The sequence below is a fragment of the Hymenobacter sp. BT18 genome (assembly GCF_012273015.1).
GTDB lineage: Bacteria > Bacteroidota > Bacteroidia > Cytophagales > Hymenobacteraceae > Hymenobacter > Hymenobacter lutimineralis.
In genome coordinates this window covers 4,548,969-4,564,781 of sequence record NZ_CP050954.1, presented here as the reverse complement: position 1 = coordinate 4,564,781, position 15,813 = coordinate 4,548,969, and the positions used below count along the sequence as shown (strand labels likewise).

The following is a 15,813-nucleotide window of genomic DNA, read 5'->3' as shown; positions in this document are numbered from 1 at the left end:
GCCTTATGCCTTTGTCAGCTGAGTCCAACGAACTGCTACCGGAAGCGGAGCTACTAGCGCGCCTGTTTCCCGGCGGCGGGGAAATGGGCGCCCGTATTCGGCAGCTGGATTGGTCCCAGACGCTGCTTGGCCCCGTGCGCACCTGGCCTCAAAGTCTGCGCACGGCCGTGAGCATTATGCTTGGCTCGCAGTTTCCGATGATGGTGCACTGGGGCCCCCAGCTTGTGCACTTCTATAATGATGGGTACGCTACCATTCTGCAAGGCAAGCACCCTGGCGCCCTAGGCCAGCCTGCCGAGCCGTGGTGGCGGGAGATGTGGCCCTTTCTGCTGGATATTTTCCAGCCCGTGCTGGCCGGGCAGACTACCTACTTCGAAAACAGCCTGGTATTGCCCAACCGCCGGGGCACGGTCGAGGAGGCGTACTTCACCTTCTCCCACAGCCCCATTTACAACGAAGCCGGCGTAGTGGCCGGTATTTTCGTAACGGCGCTGGAAACCACTGCTACCGTGCTTCAGCACCGGCGCCTGGCGCTCCTTAGCCACCTCACGGCCCAAACGGCTTTGTCGGCTCTGCCGGCCGAAGCGGCCCAGCACGTCATTGGTGCCCTGGCCACCAACGCGGCCGACATACCTTTTGCCCTGCTCTATACGCACGAGCCCGCCGCTTCCCATGCCCAGCTGCGGGCCTGGTTTGGCCTGCCTGCCGGGGAGCCCGCGGCCCCGGCCGCCCTCCCGCTGGTGCCCGACTTTTCTTCCCCGGGCTGGCCACTGGCCGAAGCCGTGCGCCGCAGTGCGCCTCTGCTGGTCGAGAACCTGACCGAGCGTTTTGGCTCCTGGCCTACGGGGGAGTGGCCCGAGCAGCCTTCGGGTGCCCTGCTCCTGCCCTTGCACAATGGCCTGCCGGGAAGCGCCGCTACGACCGTGCTGATTGTGGGCCTGAGCGCCCGCCGCCCCCTGGACGAGGCATACCGGGCCTTTTTCAACCTGGTAGCCGACTACGCCGGCCGGGCCCTGGCGCGAGCCGATGCTGCCTACGAGGCCCAGCGCCTAAACCAGGCCCTGCGCGAGGCCAACACGGCCCTGGACTCTTTTGTGCACATCGTGGCCCACGACCTGAAGGGGCCATCCACGAATTTGCGTAGCCTGCTGGAGGTGTACCACGAGGAGTCATCGGAGCCGGTGCGGGACCACGTCCTGACTTTGCTGGATCAGGAGGCTACCCGCCTCGCCGACACGGTGCAGGGCCTGCTGCAGGTGCTGCACACCCAGCACGGGGCGGCGGCCTCCGCCCCGGAAGGCGTGGCCTTTGCCGACGTATTTGCCACGGTGCAAGCCGAAGTAGCCGAGCTCCTGCACCAGCAATATGGGCAGCTCACGGCCGATTTCCAGGCTGCACCCAGCATCTATTACCCGCGCATTTACCTGGAAAGCATCCTGAAAAACCTGGTTCACAACGCCCTGAAGTACCGCGCCCCGGAGCGGCGCCCGGTAATTGAAGTACGCACCCATCGGCAGGATAACCTAGTGGTGCTTACGGTGACCGACAATGGCCGCGGTATCGACCTGGCCCGGGACCGGGACCGGCTGTTTCAGCCCTTCACCCGCCTCACGGCCGAGGGCGAGGGGGTGGGCCTAGGCCTGCACATGATTCAAAGTATTATTCAGCAGCGCGGTGGGAAGCTGGATGTAAGTAGCACCCCTGGTGTTGGCACTACCTTCACGGTAAGCCTACCCAATGCGCCATCGGCTTGAGCTTCTGACTCCTGAAGAAGTACCCACGGCCCGGTTTCCTCCGCTTCATCTGCCCTATACCTGGCTGAGCGGAGCCCCCACCGCTGGCAGACTGAGGCTAGAATACCCAGCGTGCCGGCGGCCCCAGGTCTATTTTCCACTGGCCCTATTACCGCTAACCGGCGCCATTCGTTGTTTGGTCGGCGCATCCTAGCAGTTAAGGTTGCAGTACCACCGCCAGCAGAGCATCCACGGCCAAACCCAAGCGGCGCATATCCAGTCGGTCCAGCGTATCACTGCGCCGGTGGTAGTGCTTGTTGCGGTAGAAAGCCGTGTCGGTGAGCAGTACAGCCGGGTAGCCGAAATGCCAGTAGTTGAGGTGGTCGGAGAAGTCGATGCCGGGCAGCCAGGCCGGGGCTTTGAAGCGCTTCACGGGCAAGGCAGCAGCTCCCCGGTAACGACGGGCAAACTGCCGCCCAAACCGGCCGTTCCCGAATTTCTGAGCTACCGTTACGTAGTTACCTCTGTTGCCATATAGCCATTTCAGGGGTGACTGTGGATAGTCCTGGGTATGCTTTTGGTCGTCGAAATACCCGAGGGTTTCCAGCGCCACCATGCCCCGCACCGCCACGCCTGCTTCGTGCAAAGCCTGAGCGTGCACGTAGCTGCCCATGTTCTTGGTGCGAAAAAACGGTGGCTCTTCCAGGGTATAGGCTACTACATCCACCCGGTAAGGCAGCGCCGCCTGCTGGCCCAGCAGGTGGGCCACTTCCAACAGGGCCGCTACCCCGCTGCCGTTGTCGTCGGCGCCGGGCTGCTCCCCGAACACGTCGTAGTGCGCCCCCAGGATGAGGCGCGGCCCCTCAGCTGGCCCAAACGAACCCAGGATATTGCGATACACGCGGCCTTGCACGGTGTACGTCTGCTCGGCAGGGCGGGCCCCGGCGGCAGTCAGCTCAGCTTTAATATAGTCGGCAGCCTGGTTGAGGCTAGCCAGGTGCAGATAGTTGCGCGGCTCGGGCGTGGATGTAAGCGCGACAATGTGGCGGCGCAGCCGGGCTGTATCGGCCGCCGAACCGGCAGAAGGCTGCGCCGCTGCCGAAGCAGCCAGCAGGCCTAGCCCGGCTAACGTCAGTAGCCGCTTCATATGCTTTCAGGCGGCTCCGGCTGCAGATACTGCGGTGGCACGGCGGCCGTCAGCCACACGCCGTTGGCTGATTGGTAGAACGGTATTCCGGCCTCGTGCATAGCCCCGGCCGCTACCAGCAGAATAGCGGGCTTGCCGTGCCGCCGGCCTACGGCTTCGGCGGTGGCGCGGTCGGGAGAGAGGTGCACATGCTGGCGGCTGCCCGGCCGCAGCCCCTCGGCCAAGATGCTGGCTACAAACCGGGTGGCGGTGCCGTGGTACAGGGTTGCGGGTGGCACCACGGGTTCTAGCCCCAGGTCAACCTCCACGGAGTGGCCCTGGCTGGCCCGCAGCAACTGGCCATCTCCGGAAAAGGCAAACCGCTTTTTGTCGTTGGAGGCTACTACTGCCTGCAACTGGCTCAGAGAAATGCGGGCATCGCGGGTTTGCAGGGCTGTCAGGAGGTCAGTTACCGGCACCCAGCCCTGGGCGTCGAGGGTGAGGCCCAGCTCGTCGGGGCGGTGGCGAAGGGCATAGCTCAGGAGTTTGCTTAGCTGGGTATTCTGCATAATGAATGGAAGTAACTGAGGTTACGCAGTGAGGCATCCAGTATCTGTTTCGGGTTTCTGGTTTCGAGTTTCTAGTTGAACGTCAGGAACAAACCAGAAACTCGAAACCCGAAGCAGAGGCTTCGGCAGCTACTGCGTAACCTCAGGAGGTAAAGCAATTGGCAACGGTTAGCTCTTCAAAACCAGCCGCGCTTTTTCCGGCGCCACCCCGATAGTGGCAATAGCGCCGGAATTGAACTGCAAGAAGTCGGTTTCGACGCCATCGGAGAAGATGACGCCGTTCGTGGGCATCATCGATTCCACGCGTAGGGGTGTTGTCGTATCCAGCAGGCCCGCCGTCAGCCCGGCCTGGGTGCGTTTGCTCTGAAATGGCTCCCGCACCACAAACATCAGCTCTTCCTCCGTCAGCACCGGCCGCGGCAGGGCTTCTTCGTCATCTTCCAGGAAGCGGCTCATACCGGCCGTCATGTTGAATACCGAGCTCAGCCAGCCCGTCGAGCCCGATTTGGTGGACACGATGATGCCCGACGAAGAATGCTGCTCCTGCGCCTCTTCATACGCAATGCGGTAGCGGGCCGACACGTGCGAGGCGGCCCCGATGAACAGGTCGTTGAAAGCCAGCAGGCGCTGCCCATCGTGGAGGCGGGCTTCGGCCAGCGTAGCTTCCCGCACCCGAAACCGGTTGGCCATGACGCGCTCCACGGCCGGCAGAAAGTCCTGGGGCGTGAAGGGCAGCAGCACCCCATCGTTGCGCTCCTGGTCGGGGTTGACGGCAATGATGGGAATGCCGCCCACGTACTTGGCCGTGTTGGCTACCAGCCCGTCCTGCCCCACCACTACTACCAGCTGCTTGGGGTTAAACAAAAACGACGGAAGGTAGGCCCGGTCGACTACCTTGTTCTTGATTACCGACGACAGGCGGCGCTGCACCAGGGAAAACGACTCCTGGAAACGGGCATTTTCGGCCTCGTACTCGGCAAACTCGCCCCCCACACTTTCGATGTAGAACTTGGCCTGCGCCTTGGTGTTGAAACGCTCCATGAGCTGCTCCAGGCGCGTTTTGTTGCGTACCAGAATGGCGTAGTCGAGGCTCATCGGCGGCCGGGCTGGGGCTTGTCAGAATCGTTCAGCAGGGAATCCAGTAAATCGGGGGAGATGTTGAGGTTCCCGATTTTGCCCGCGTTTTCGGCCAGTTCGCGGAAGGCCAGGGCAATGTTGAACTTCGGGTCGGGGTTGTTGCTGAGGGCCACCAGCAGGCGCCAGTCCATATCCTTGTAGGGCCGCAGGGTAGTTTCCAGCACGTAGCCCCGGGTTTCGGCTTCCTTGCGCTGGTTTTCCGCGTTCTGCTCAATCAGGAGCTTGCGCTGCTCCTCCACCGAAATATCGGCCTGCACTTGCATTTCGCGCAGCTTGCGGGTGCTTTCGGCCTTCTGCATCTCGCCCTCGGTTTTCTTCTCGGCAATCTGCTTGTTCTTCTCCTCCACCGCTATTTCGGTGTTCAGCTCACTTTCCCGGATTTTGCGCTCCTGCTCCACGGCAAAGTTGCGGCGCTCAAACACGGCCTGGTCGGCTTCCTGCTGAATCTTCTCGCGAGTTTCGGTTTCCAGGGCGCGGCCCATTTCCGGGGTGGCTTTCACGGCCAGAATATTCACGCTCAGCACCTCAATACCGAGCAGCATAATGGCCTTGGATGCGGCCAGTCCTTCGGCAATGTTTACTTCAATGGCTTTGGCGGCACGCATGGCGTCCTTCAGCCCCAGGCTCTGCACGAAGGTGGCAGTAGCCGTCTGGGCCTCGTTGATGATGCGCTGGTGCAGCTTTTCCAGGTCGTTTTTCTTGTACACGCCGCGGCTGTCCACCGTAAAGTCGAGCTGCTCGGCCAGTTGCTTGGGGTTGCCGGCTTTGTAGGTAATCTGCCCCTGGATGGAAACCGTCTGGTAGTCGTGGGTGGTTTCGTTGAAGATAAAGGGCAGGTCGTTGCTGCCCATCGGAATGGCTACGATGGAGCTGTTGGGCCCGAAATAATAGAACGACAACCCCCGCCCTTCTTTCGCTATCCGGCCATTCTTGTAGTGAATGGCATAGGTCATGGAGTCAAACTTAATGTGGTTTATTCCGAACATAGCGAGGCTGGTTAGTGCAGATGGCGCAGCGGTAAAAGTATCTATAGTTCAGAAGTCTTGCCGTGTGACGGGCGTCAACCGCCGCAAATCTTTCCGCTGGCACGCTTCGGCATGTGCGCCGGATTTCCTTTTTCGCCTGCCCGCTGTTTGCCCGCAAACGCTGACCTTTGGCATCTCATTCTTGCTTCCACCCCATGTCCACCCCTCCCACCCCTTTCCGCAGCATCACGCCCTCCGACCTCTCGCCCTCCGACTGGCACCCATTTATGGTGGGCGCCGTAGCCCCGCGTCCGGTGGCGTTTGTGAGTACCGTAGATGCCGAAGGCCGCGTAAACCTGAGCCCCTATAGCTTCTTTAACTGCTTTGGCTCCAACCCGCCCATCCTGGCCTTCTCGCCCGCCAACCGGGTGCGCGACAACTCCCAGAAGCATACCCTGCAGAACGTGCGCGAGGTAGCCGAGTGCGTGGTACACATCTGCGACTACGCCATGGTGGAGCAAATGTCACTGGCCAGTACGGAGTACGCCAAGGGCGTAAATGAATTTGTAAAGGCCGGCTTTACCGAAGTGGCGAGCCAGCAGGTGCGCCCGCCCCGGGTGCTGGAAGCCCCGGCCGCCTTCGAGTGCGTAGTGGAGCAGGTGATTGAGCTGGGCCAAAATAACGGGGCCGGCAACCTGGTGCTGTGCCGGGTAGTGCTGGCGCACTTCCGCGAAGACATCATCCTGCCCTCCGGCATCGGCATCGACCCCGTAAAGCTCGACGCGGTGGCCCGCCTCGGCGGCGACTGGTACAGCCGCTCGGCCCAGACCCTGTTTGAAGTACCTAAGCCCAACCGCAACCTCGGCATCGGCTTCGACCAGCTCCCGGCCCATATCCGCCACTCCGATATCCTCACCGGCAACAACCTGGGCCGCCTCGCCAACATCGAAGCCCACGCCCTGCCTACCCCCGAGGAAGTGCAAGCCTACCGCCAGGAGCCACTGGTGCAGGCCATTCTGCATTTGCCGGATGCTGCCGCGCAACAAGCCGCCCTAATGAAACTCGGAAAGCAGTTGCTGGAAGCTGGCCAGGTGCTGGATGCGTGGAAGGTGCTGCTGGTGGCTGCCTCGGCAGAATAGGTAGACTTACCATACCCATTGCTTCAGGATAGGCCCCTGATTGCTTCAGGTGCGACGACTGAAGCAATCAGGGGCCTATCCTCGTTGCTCCGCTCGGGTCGTGCGCTTGCTCCGCACGGCCTGAGCGGAGCAGGCGCACGACCCGAGCGGAGCAATGGCTGCATGGCAGCCGCTACCGGACACCCGCCGTGCCGTCCACAAAATCCGTGAAATCCGAAAAATCCGCCCGAATCCGTGGTTCTAATTCCGCACGGCAATCATCAGACCCAGCTCCTTATAGCGCATATTGAATTTCTTGGCAATAACGGAGTTGGTGAGGGAGCCTTTGTAGGCGTACACGCCGGAGCGGAAATGCTCGTTCGTAAACAGCACCTCGTTGATGCCGCCGTGCTGGCTGATTTCCTGCAGAATGGGCGTGAAAATGTTGCTCAGGGCGTTGGTAGCCGTGCGGGGCACGCGGGAGGCAATGTTGGGCACGCAGTAGTGCACCACGTCGTACTTGCGGTACACCGGCTTACTATGGCTGGTCATTTCGGAGGTTTCGAAGCAGCCACCCTGGTCGATGCTCACGTCGATGATGACGGAGCCCGGCGACATGCTAGCAACCACATCCTCCGGCACCATGAAGGGAATGCGGCCTTCCTCGGCATTCAGCGCCCCAATCACCACGTCGGCGCGGCGGATCTGCTGATTGAGCGTGTAGGTATCCAGGGTGCTGGTGTACAGCTGAATACCCAGGTTTTGCTTGAGGCGACGCAGCTTGTAGAGGTGATTATCGAACACCTTCACCTCAGCACCCAGACCCGTAGCGGCGCGGGCGGCGTACTCGGCCACGGTGCCCGCCCCCAGAATGACCACTTGCGAAGGCGGTACGCCCGTGATACCGCCCAGAATCACGCCCTTGCCCTCATTGGAGCGGGCCAGGTACTCGGCGGCCACCAGCATCACGGTAGAGCCCGCAATTTCCGACATGGCCCGCACCACGGGCCGGGCCCCGGAGGGGTCTTTGATCAGCTCAAAGCTGATAGCGTTGACTTTCTTGCGCAGGATACCGGTAATGTACTCCGCCGAGAGGGAGCCAAACTGCAGGGCCGAAATCAGCGTCTGGTTGGGCCGGAGCAAGTCTATTTCCTCGGCGGTGGGCGGGGCCACTTTCAGCACCAAGTCCGCCTCATACACTTCCTTGGGGGTGTAGGCAATGGAGGCCCCGGCTTCGGAGTAGTTGTGGTCGGAATACTTGCTGGGCTCCCCGGCCCCGCTTTCGATGACGACCTCGTGGCCTTCCTCCACCAGGTGCTTCACGGCCTCGGGCGTGAGGCAGATGCGGTTTTCCTGCAGAGACGTTTCGCGGGGAAGCCCGATAAACAGCCGGCGCTTGCGCGTTTCCACGGCCAGCATGGATTCCTGCGTGAAATACGCGCGGCTCGCGGCCAACGCCTCAAATCCAGGGGGTACTGCTTCGGGCATCTTGTAGTAATTAGTAATTAACAATTAGTAATTACTTATGAACGCATTGCCCCGCCCACAGTCCGTAAGTGCAGGGCAATTCTTCATTCTTAATTAGTAATTATTAATTCCCTCGCAGAGGGTCCGGTGACGGAAAGCGTAAGAAGCAGCCGGTCGTTCGGCAGCAACGGCTCGATGCGGCTGGGCCACTCGATCAGGCAAAGATAGCCAGAATCAAAGTACTCCAACGCGCCTATTTCCAGGGCCTCTTCGGGGGAATTCAGCCGGTAGAAGTCGAAGTGGTAGATGGGCCGGTCCTGGGCGTCGCGGTACTCATTCACCAAGGAAAACGTGGGGCTGCTTACTTCTTCCCGCACGCCCAGGCTGGCGCACAGGGCTTTAATGAACGTGGTTTTGCCCGCGCCCATCTCGCCCTCGAAGCAGACGATAGAGTGCCCCGCCAGGAATGCCCGCACCTGCGCCGCCGCCGCGGGTAGCGCCGCTACATCTGGAATGTCAACTCTCAACATACGGGCAAAGGTAATGAGTGACAGGTGACAGGTGCTACCTGGCGGCAGACTTAGCCCGCGCCGCGGGTGCGTCTGCCCGCCGACGGATAGAAGCCAGCTTCCCACCTGGCGGCCGCCCCAGCGGCCATGCGGTACCACGCCGTGTCACCTAGTCACCTATCACCGCCTCACCTATTACCTTTAGCCGACCATAACCACACCAACCCATGCAAGTTTCCCGGATGGCGGGCAGCCTTATCGGCTCCGAAATCATCAAAATCGGCAACGAAGTAAACGACATGATTCGCAAGGGGGAGCAGATCTGCAACCTCACCATTGGCGACTTCGACCCCGGTATTTTCCCCATTCCCGACGCGCTGGCCGCCGAAATCACCGGAGCCTACGCCGCCCACAACACCAACTACCCACCCGCCAACGGCGTGGCCGAGCTGCGCCAGAGCGTGAGCCGCTTCCTGGAAGCCCGCCTGGGCCTGCAGTACTCGCCCAACGACATTCTGGTGGCCGGCGGCTCCCGCCCGCTTATCTACGCCACCTACCTGGCCCTCATCGACCCCGGCGATAAAGTGGTGTTTCCGGTGCCCTCCTGGAACAACAACCACTACTGCCACCTCTCCGGCGCTGAAGGGCTGATGGTGGCTACCTCCCCCGAAAACAACTTCATGCCCTCGGCGGCCGAAGTGGCACCTCATTTGGCCGGGGCTACCCTGCTGGCCCTCTGCTCCCCGCTTAATCCCACCGGCACCGTTTTCTCCAAAACCGACCTGGAGGAAATCTGCGACCTGGTAATTGCCGAAAATAAGCGGCGGGGCCCCGACGAAAAGCCCTTGTACATTATGTACGACCAAATTTACTGGCTGCTGACCTTCGGCAACACCGCCCACTACGACCCCGTGAACCTGCGCCCCGAGCTGCGCGACTACGTCATCTACATCGACGGTATTTCCAAGTGCCTCGCGGCTACGGGCGTACGGGTAGGTTACGCGTTTGGTCCGTCGGTTATTATTGACAAGATGAAGGCCATTCTGGGTCACGTGGGCGCCTGGGCGCCCAAGGCCGAGCAGGTGGCTACCGCCGCCTATCTGCCCCGGCAGCCCGAGGTGGATGCCTTCCTCGGGGACTTCCGCCAGCGCGTGCAGGCCAGCCTGGAGGCACTTTACCAGGGCTTTCAGGACCTGCAGCAGCAGGGCTACCCCGTGCAGGCCGTGGTGCCCATGGGCGCTATTTACCTCACCATCAAACTGGATGTGCTAGGCAAAACCACCCCGGCCGGGCAGGTCCTGACGTCTACCAAAGAACTGACCTCGTACCTGATTGCCGAAGCGCGCCTGGCTTTGGTGCCCTTCAGTGCCTTTGGCTCGGCCGATACCGACCCTTGGTTCCGCGCTTCCGTGGGTGGTGCCTCCCTGGCCTCCGTTCAGGCCGCCCTGCCTCGCCTCAAAGCCGCGTTGGACGCTCTTCGCTAAGCAGCCTCAGGCAGGTTTTCCTAAACCCGGACTCAGCTGATGAGTCCGGTTTTTTTTATTGGGCCAGGTAGCCGCGGCCAGTTTTTTAGTTGAACAACAAAATTATTTCACTGATAATCAGCATTTAATACAAATAGACTCATTCAAGTACGAATTATTTCGTCAGACGCAGGCAACTTATATAACATATCATAGGTCTATTCAATCAAATTCATTTCCTGATGCTTTCTCAGATCATTTTTTACTCCATCGACCGGGCCATCCGCACGTACCGGAAGCTGGCCCAGGCCAACATCGACCGGGCGCGCATTGCCATTACCATTGACCAGTGGCTGGTGCTGCAGGTGATTGAGGAAGACCAAAACCTGACCCAGACCGAAATAGCGGAGCGGGTGCTTAAGGACCAGGCCTCGGTGGCCCGCATGATTGCCCTGCTACTCAAGCAGGGGCTGCTTACCTCCGAGGCCGTGGCCCACGACGCCCGCCGCACCCGCCTGCGGGTAACCCCGCTCGGTACGGCTACCCTCGCCGCGGTGGAGCCCGTGGTGCTCAGCAACCGCGCCGTAGCCCTCCAGGGCATTTCCGACGAAGAACTGGCCACCCTACGGCGCCTGCTGGACCGCATTTACCTGAACTGTACTTCCTGAGTTCTCCCCTGCCGCCGACCGGCTGACTTAACAACAAAAACTAAAATCATTTTTCATCTACGAACACATTCGTACATTTGCTACGAAATTATTCGTACAGGCATTTACTGGTCTGACACTCGCCGCTGCTTTCTTTCACCAACCTTCTACTTTGCTATGAAAACCCTTGCTTTTACCCTGGCCGGCACCTTGCTGGCTCTTTCGGTCCGAGCCCAGAATGCCCCTATCACCGGCCAGGTGCGCGACGCCCAGGGCGCGGCCGTGGAGTTTGCCACCGTTACCCTGCACCGCGCCGCCGATTCGGTGGTGGTGAAATCGGAGTTCAGCGACGAGCGGGGCAGCTACCGGCTGGAGGCGGCTACTGCCGGCCGCTACCTGGTTTCGGTGGCGCAGCTGGGCTTCCGGCGGGCCTGGGCTGGGCCCCTGGAGGTAGCCGGCAACCCGGTAACGGCGCCCCTCATCACCTTGCAGACCAGCGGCGCAACTACGCTTAAGGAAGTGACAGTGGTGGGCAGCAAGCCCCTGTATGAGCGCCAGGCCGACCGCACGGTGGTGAACGTGGAAGGCTCCACGCTGGCGGCCGGCAATACGAGCCTGGATGTACTGCGCCGCTCCCCCGGCGTGACGGTAGACGGCAACGACAACTTAGCCTTGCGCGGCCGTCAGGGCCTGCTGGTGCTGATTGATGGCAAGCGCCAGCCGATGACGGGCCAGGAGCTGGCCGACTACCTGCGCGGACTCCCGGCGGAGCAGCTCAAAAGCATCGAGCTGATTACCAACCCGCCGGCCAAGTACGACGCTCAGGGCGGGGCTGGTATTATTGCCATTAACCTGAAAAAAGACCAGCGCCAGGGCACCAATGGCACCGTGAATACCAGCCTGGGCTATGGGCGCTACCATAAGGTAACCTCGGGCCTGACGCTCAACCACCGGCGCAAGCACTACAACGTGTTTGGCTCCTACACCTTTGCCGACCGCCGCAACTACAGCGCCCTCACCATCAACCGGGACTTTTTCGACTACTCCGACAACAACCGGATGCTGGTTGGCAAGTCGTATCAGGACAATGAGAGCCGCAGCCATGGCCGCTCGCACAGCTGGAAAGCCGGCCTGGACTACACCCTCTCGGAGCACACGAGCATTGGGACGGTTTTCAACGGGCTGGCGCTCAAAACCGACAGCAAGGGCAGCAACTTCTCGGAGCTGTACGCCGCCGATGGAACCCCTACGCGGCGCTACCGCTCCGACAACGGCCGCACCGGCGACGTACCCAACTTCTCGGGCAACGTAAACTTCCGGCACACCTTCCAGGACTCCTTGGGCAACCACGAGCTGACCGTGGACGGGGACTACGCCCGCTACGACTCGCGCCGCGGCCAGCAGCTGGACACGCGCTTCACCTTCCCGCGCGACTCGGCCGACCGCCTCACCAGCGACCAGCAAAGCCTGCTCACCATCCAATCGGTGAAGGCGGACTATACCCGGCCCCTCACCAAGGCGCTGCGCCTGGAAGCCGGGGGCAAAATCAGCTGGGTGAACTCCGACAACGACTTGGAGTTTCGCATCCCTGTGACGCCCGATAACCTGGACAACCTGGTGCGGGACCCGCGCCGCTCCAACCGGTTCCGCTACGAGGAGAACATTGTGGCTGGCTACGTGAGCTTCAACCAGACCCTGCCCCAGTGGACCCTACAGGCCGGCTTGCGCGGGGAGCAAACCAACGCCGAGGGCAAGCCGGAGGACGAGACCCAGCGCTTCAACCGCCACTATTTCCAGCTGTTTCCGAGTGCGGCCGTGAAGCACACCTTCTCGGAGAAGCACGAGCTGGCCGTGTCCCTGAGCCGCCGCATCGACCGGCCCTCGTACGGACAGCTGAACCCGTTTCGCTCCTACATTGATATTACCACGTATGGAGCCGGCAACCCGGCCCTGCTGCCCCAGACCAGCTACAACGCCGAGGTGACGCACACCTTCCAGCAGAAGTACAGCGTGGGTTTGAGCTACGCCGTAACCTCCAACCCCATTGTGGGCACGGTGCAGCCCGCCCAGGATGGCGGCCGCATTGTGGTATCGACCAGCCAGAACCTGGACCGGCAGTACAACTACTCGCTCACGGTTACGGCCCCGGTGGAGCTGGCCAAGTGGTGGAGCGTGTACAACAACGCGGTGTTCTACTACAGCCGCTTCGTGGGCGAAGTAGCCGGCACATCCCTGAATGCGGGGCGCCCGGCCTTCAACCTGAGCAGCAACAGTACCTTCACGCTGGGCCACGACTGGAAGGCCGACCTTAACGCCACGTACCAGTCGAAGGAGCGGTATGCGTTCTTCCTCTCGAAGCCCCAGGGTGAGCTTTCCGTGGGCGTGCAAAAAGGCTTCTGGAACAACAAAGCCACCGTGAAGCTCAACGCCACCGACGTGCTGTATACCAACAAGGGCCGCGCTACCACGACCTTCAATAACTACACCGAGCGGTTTTACCAGCGCTTTGAGTCGCGGGTAGTTACCCTGTCGCTCAACTACCGCTTTGGCAACGACAAGGTGGCCCCGAGCAAGCGGCGGCAGGGCGGCGCCGAGGATGAGAAGCGCAGGGCGGGGTAAGGGTTAAATTGATTTGAGATATAAAAACCAGCTGGCGCGCTAAGCATGTGTTGGGAACTTCATAAAACGTCGTTACGGTCATACTGAGCGGAGTCTAAGCATCTCTACCTTTGGCTAACTAATTAGCGCTACCACGAACCGGTAGAGCTGCTTCGGCTTCGCTCAGCAGGACGTTCGTTTGCATTCCATAAAAAAGGCCGGTCAATTGACCGGCCTTTTTGCTTTTCATCTTCTACCCACGCGGGCTTAGCGTCACGTACGGGATAATGCATTCCTCCAGGGAGATGCCGCCGTGCTGGAACGTGTCCTTGTAGTAGTTCACGTAGTAGTTGTAGTTGTTGGGGTAGGCGAAGAAATAGTCGCCGACGGTGAAGACGTAGGCCGTGCTTACGTTTTCGCGGGGCAGGAACACGCGCTCCGGCTTGCGCACGGTGTACACGTCGCGGGAGTCGTCGAAGCCCAGGTTTTTGCCGTGCTTATAGCGCAGGTTGGTATTGGTGTTCCGGTCGCCCACAATCTTATAGGGGCGCTTCACGCGGATGGTGCCGTGGTCGGTGGTGATGATGAGCTTGCCTTTTTTCTCGGCAATAACCTGCAGCATCTCATACAAGGGCGAGTGCAGAAACCAGGAGCGGGTGATGCTACGGTACGCCGACTCATCGGCGGCCAGCTCCCGAATCATGGCCATATCCGTGCGGGCGTGGGAGAGCATGTCCACGAAGTTGTAGACGATGACGTTGCACTTGTAGTTGTTGTGCAGGTTGCTCATTTTGCCCAACAAGTCTTTGCCCGCCTGCAGGTTCGTCACCTTGTTGTAGCTGAACTTGTGCTTTTGGTTGGCCTTCTGGAACATGATTTCCATGAACTCGGCCTCGTGCAGGTTCTTGCCTTCATCGTCGTCGTCCCACACCCACAGGTTGGGGTATTTCTTCTGGATGTCGCCGGGCATCATGCCCGAGAAGATGGCGTTGCGGGCGTAGGCCGTGGTGGTGGGCAGAATGCTGTAGTAGGTTTCCTCGGAGTCGACGGTGAACAGCTCGGCAATGATGGGCTCCAGCACCTTCCACTGGTCGTAGCGCAAGTTGTCGATGAGCACGAAGTAGACGGGCTGGTCGCCGGTTTCCTTGAGCAGCGGGAACACGCGCTTCTGGAACAGCTCGTGCGACATGAGCGGGGCGTCTTTGTCGTCGCCGTTCACCCAATCCTCGTAGTTCTCGGTGATGAAGCGGCCGAAGTAGGTGTTGGCCTCGTCCTTCTGCATGTTGAAGACCTCAGCCATGCTCTTGCCTTCCGTCTCGTTGATTTCGAGCTCCCAGTACACCAGCTTCTTGTATACGTCGGCCCACTCAGAGGGCGAGAGGCGGTCGGAAAGCTGCATGCCCAGCTGACGGAAGTCGCGCTGGTAGCCGGAGTTGGTGGCTTCGCTCACGAGGCGCTTGTTGTCGAGCACCTTTTTTACGGCCAGCAGAATCTGGTTCGGGTTTACAGGCTTGATGAGGTAGTCGGCAATTTTGGCCCCGATAGCCGATTCCATGATGTGCTCTTCCTCGCTCTTGGTAATCATAACTACGGGCACGGTGGGACGCAGGGCTTTGATTTCAGTGAGGGTTTCGAGTCCCGTGAGGCCGGGCATGTTCTCGTCCAGAAACACGATATCGTAGGTTTTCTCCTGGATTTCCTCCACGGCATCGGTGCCGGAGTTCACGCCGGTTACGTCGTAGCCTTTTTCCTTGAGAAACAGAATGTGGGGTTTCAGGAGGTCGATTTCGTCATCGGCCCAGAGAATGGAATATTGCATGTGTGGGGACTTGGGGTGTAGCGCCGGGCAAGGGCCCAACGAGTCATTAAACGCACTGCACGAAATACAGATACCAGTACTTGCGCACTAGATGCCGGCACGAAGCCATACGTTGCACCTGAAGTTTCGTAAGTAGCTTTACTCCCAATCCGTGGTTTTTGGTTTAAAAAATTCCGGCCGCCCCATGCCTTCCCGCTAACTCAGGGGTAAAGAAGTTAAAAATTATTGGCTTGTGTGCTGAAGCCCATTATACTTTGCGGGTTGGCCTGGCCCGACGGGCATGCCAGCCAATGCCCAGCAACCCCACTACCACGGGCACGCTCAGAGCCATAACCACGTAGCGGCCATTGGGGTCAGCGTACGGTGAAGGGTTCAGCAGAAGAAAGGAAACCAACAAGAGCAGTGCGGCAAGTAGTAGCCCAGTTACTCGTAGCCACCAAAATTTCGGTTGCAGCGTCATCACCATAGTTGCTGCACTAGCTGCCAGCACCCCCAAGCGCACTAGGTTGACAACAAACGTAATCATCGACCCCTCATCGAGCAGGAGAATGGCTAGCATAGTTCTTCGTTTGGATGGCACTTTATACTATTGTGCCGGGAAGATAGCCGATGCATTGGAAAACTCCCGCGTTCAGATACAGTACAGCAGCAGGTATTCCTCA

13 protein-coding genes are annotated in these 15,813 nt (G+C 60.2%); 5 read left to right on the top strand and 8 right to left on the bottom strand.

The genetic code is table 11. The annotated features are described in order from the left end of the window. Positions 1 to 5 precede the first annotated feature (5 nt). Positions 6 to 1,754, top strand: a complete 1,749-nt coding sequence (locus HER32_RS19570) for a sensor histidine kinase (RefSeq protein WP_168683087.1) — start codon at positions 6 to 8, stop codon at positions 1,752 to 1,754. A 196-nt stretch (positions 1,755 to 1,950) separates the two neighbouring features. On the opposite strand, the gene HER32_RS19565 is transcribed toward HER32_RS19570, so the two are convergent. From HER32_RS19565 to HER32_RS19550, 4 genes are all read right to left on the bottom strand, one after another. Further along, positions 1,951 to 2,880: a M28 family peptidase gene (locus tag HER32_RS19565; RefSeq protein ID WP_168683086.1), complete on the bottom strand. Its 930-nt coding sequence runs from the start codon at positions 2,878 to 2,880 to the stop codon at positions 1,951 to 1,953. Continuing rightward, the gene (locus HER32_RS19560; protein WP_168683085.1) at positions 2,877 to 3,428 is read right to left on the bottom strand and encodes an RNA 2'-phosphotransferase; all 552 of its coding nucleotides are present in this window, start codon (positions 3,426 to 3,428) and stop codon (positions 2,877 to 2,879) included. The genes HER32_RS19565 and HER32_RS19560 overlap by 4 nt, the downstream gene beginning before the upstream one ends. A gap of 168 nt (positions 3,429 to 3,596) precedes the next feature. Then, positions 3,597 to 4,523: an NAD(+)/NADH kinase gene (locus tag HER32_RS19555; RefSeq protein WP_168683084.1), complete on the bottom strand. Its 927-nt coding sequence runs from the start codon at positions 4,521 to 4,523 to the stop codon at positions 3,597 to 3,599. Further along, positions 4,520 to 5,551: an SPFH domain-containing protein gene (locus tag HER32_RS19550; RefSeq protein WP_149071537.1), complete on the bottom strand. Its 1,032-nt coding sequence runs from the start codon at positions 5,549 to 5,551 to the stop codon at positions 4,520 to 4,522. Before HER32_RS19550 ends, HER32_RS19555 begins: the two co-directional genes overlap by 4 nt. 194 nt (positions 5,552 to 5,745) lie before the next feature. Between HER32_RS19550 and HER32_RS19545 the strand changes: the two genes are divergently transcribed. After that, complete coding sequence (locus HER32_RS19545; protein ID WP_168683083.1) at positions 5,746 to 6,669, top strand: flavin reductase family protein; 924 nt, start codon at positions 5,746 to 5,748, stop codon at positions 6,667 to 6,669. Between the two features lie 240 nt (positions 6,670 to 6,909). On the opposite strand, the gene HER32_RS19540 is transcribed toward HER32_RS19545, so the two are convergent. Together HER32_RS19540 and tsaE are read right to left on the bottom strand one after the other, a co-directional pair. Next, positions 6,910 to 8,136, bottom strand: coding sequence for an alanine dehydrogenase (locus HER32_RS19540; protein WP_149071535.1), 1,227 nt, complete (start codon positions 8,134 to 8,136; stop codon positions 6,910 to 6,912). An 89-nt stretch (positions 8,137 to 8,225) separates the two neighbouring features. Beyond that, positions 8,226 to 8,645 carry a tRNA (adenosine(37)-N6)-threonylcarbamoyltransferase complex ATPase subunit type 1 TsaE gene (tsaE, locus tag HER32_RS19535; RefSeq protein ID WP_168683082.1) on the bottom strand — a complete coding sequence of 140 codons (420 nt, stop codon included), beginning with the start codon at positions 8,643 to 8,645 and terminating at the stop codon, positions 8,226 to 8,228. Between the two features lie 206 nt (positions 8,646 to 8,851). Between tsaE and HER32_RS19530 the strand changes: the two genes are divergently transcribed. From HER32_RS19530 to HER32_RS19520, 3 genes are all read left to right on the top strand, one after another. Then, a complete protein-coding gene (locus HER32_RS19530) occupies positions 8,852 to 10,108 on the top strand; it encodes a pyridoxal phosphate-dependent aminotransferase (RefSeq protein ID WP_168683081.1) in 1,257 nt (418 codons plus the stop codon). Positions 10,109 to 10,329: 221 nt separating this feature from the next. Next, entirely contained in the window at positions 10,330 to 10,755 is a 426-nt protein-coding gene (locus HER32_RS19525; protein ID WP_168683080.1) for a MarR family winged helix-turn-helix transcriptional regulator, read from the top strand. 156 nt (positions 10,756 to 10,911) lie between these two features. Then, on the top strand, positions 10,912 to 13,353 hold the full coding sequence (locus HER32_RS19520; protein WP_168683079.1) for a TonB-dependent receptor: 2,442 nt from the start codon (positions 10,912 to 10,914) through the stop codon (positions 13,351 to 13,353). A 232-nt stretch (positions 13,354 to 13,585) separates the two neighbouring features. Here HER32_RS19520 and HER32_RS19515 read toward each other — a convergent pair whose 3' ends face one another. Then, positions 13,586 to 15,151, bottom strand: a complete 1,566-nt coding sequence (locus tag HER32_RS19515) for a PglZ domain-containing protein (protein ID WP_168683078.1) — start codon at positions 15,149 to 15,151, stop codon at positions 13,586 to 13,588. A 247-nt stretch (positions 15,152 to 15,398) separates the two neighbouring features. Continuing rightward, positions 15,399 to 15,710: a hypothetical protein gene (locus HER32_RS19510; RefSeq protein WP_168683077.1), complete on the bottom strand. Its 312-nt coding sequence runs from the start codon at positions 15,708 to 15,710 to the stop codon at positions 15,399 to 15,401. Positions 15,711 to 15,813: the final 103 nt, after the last annotated feature.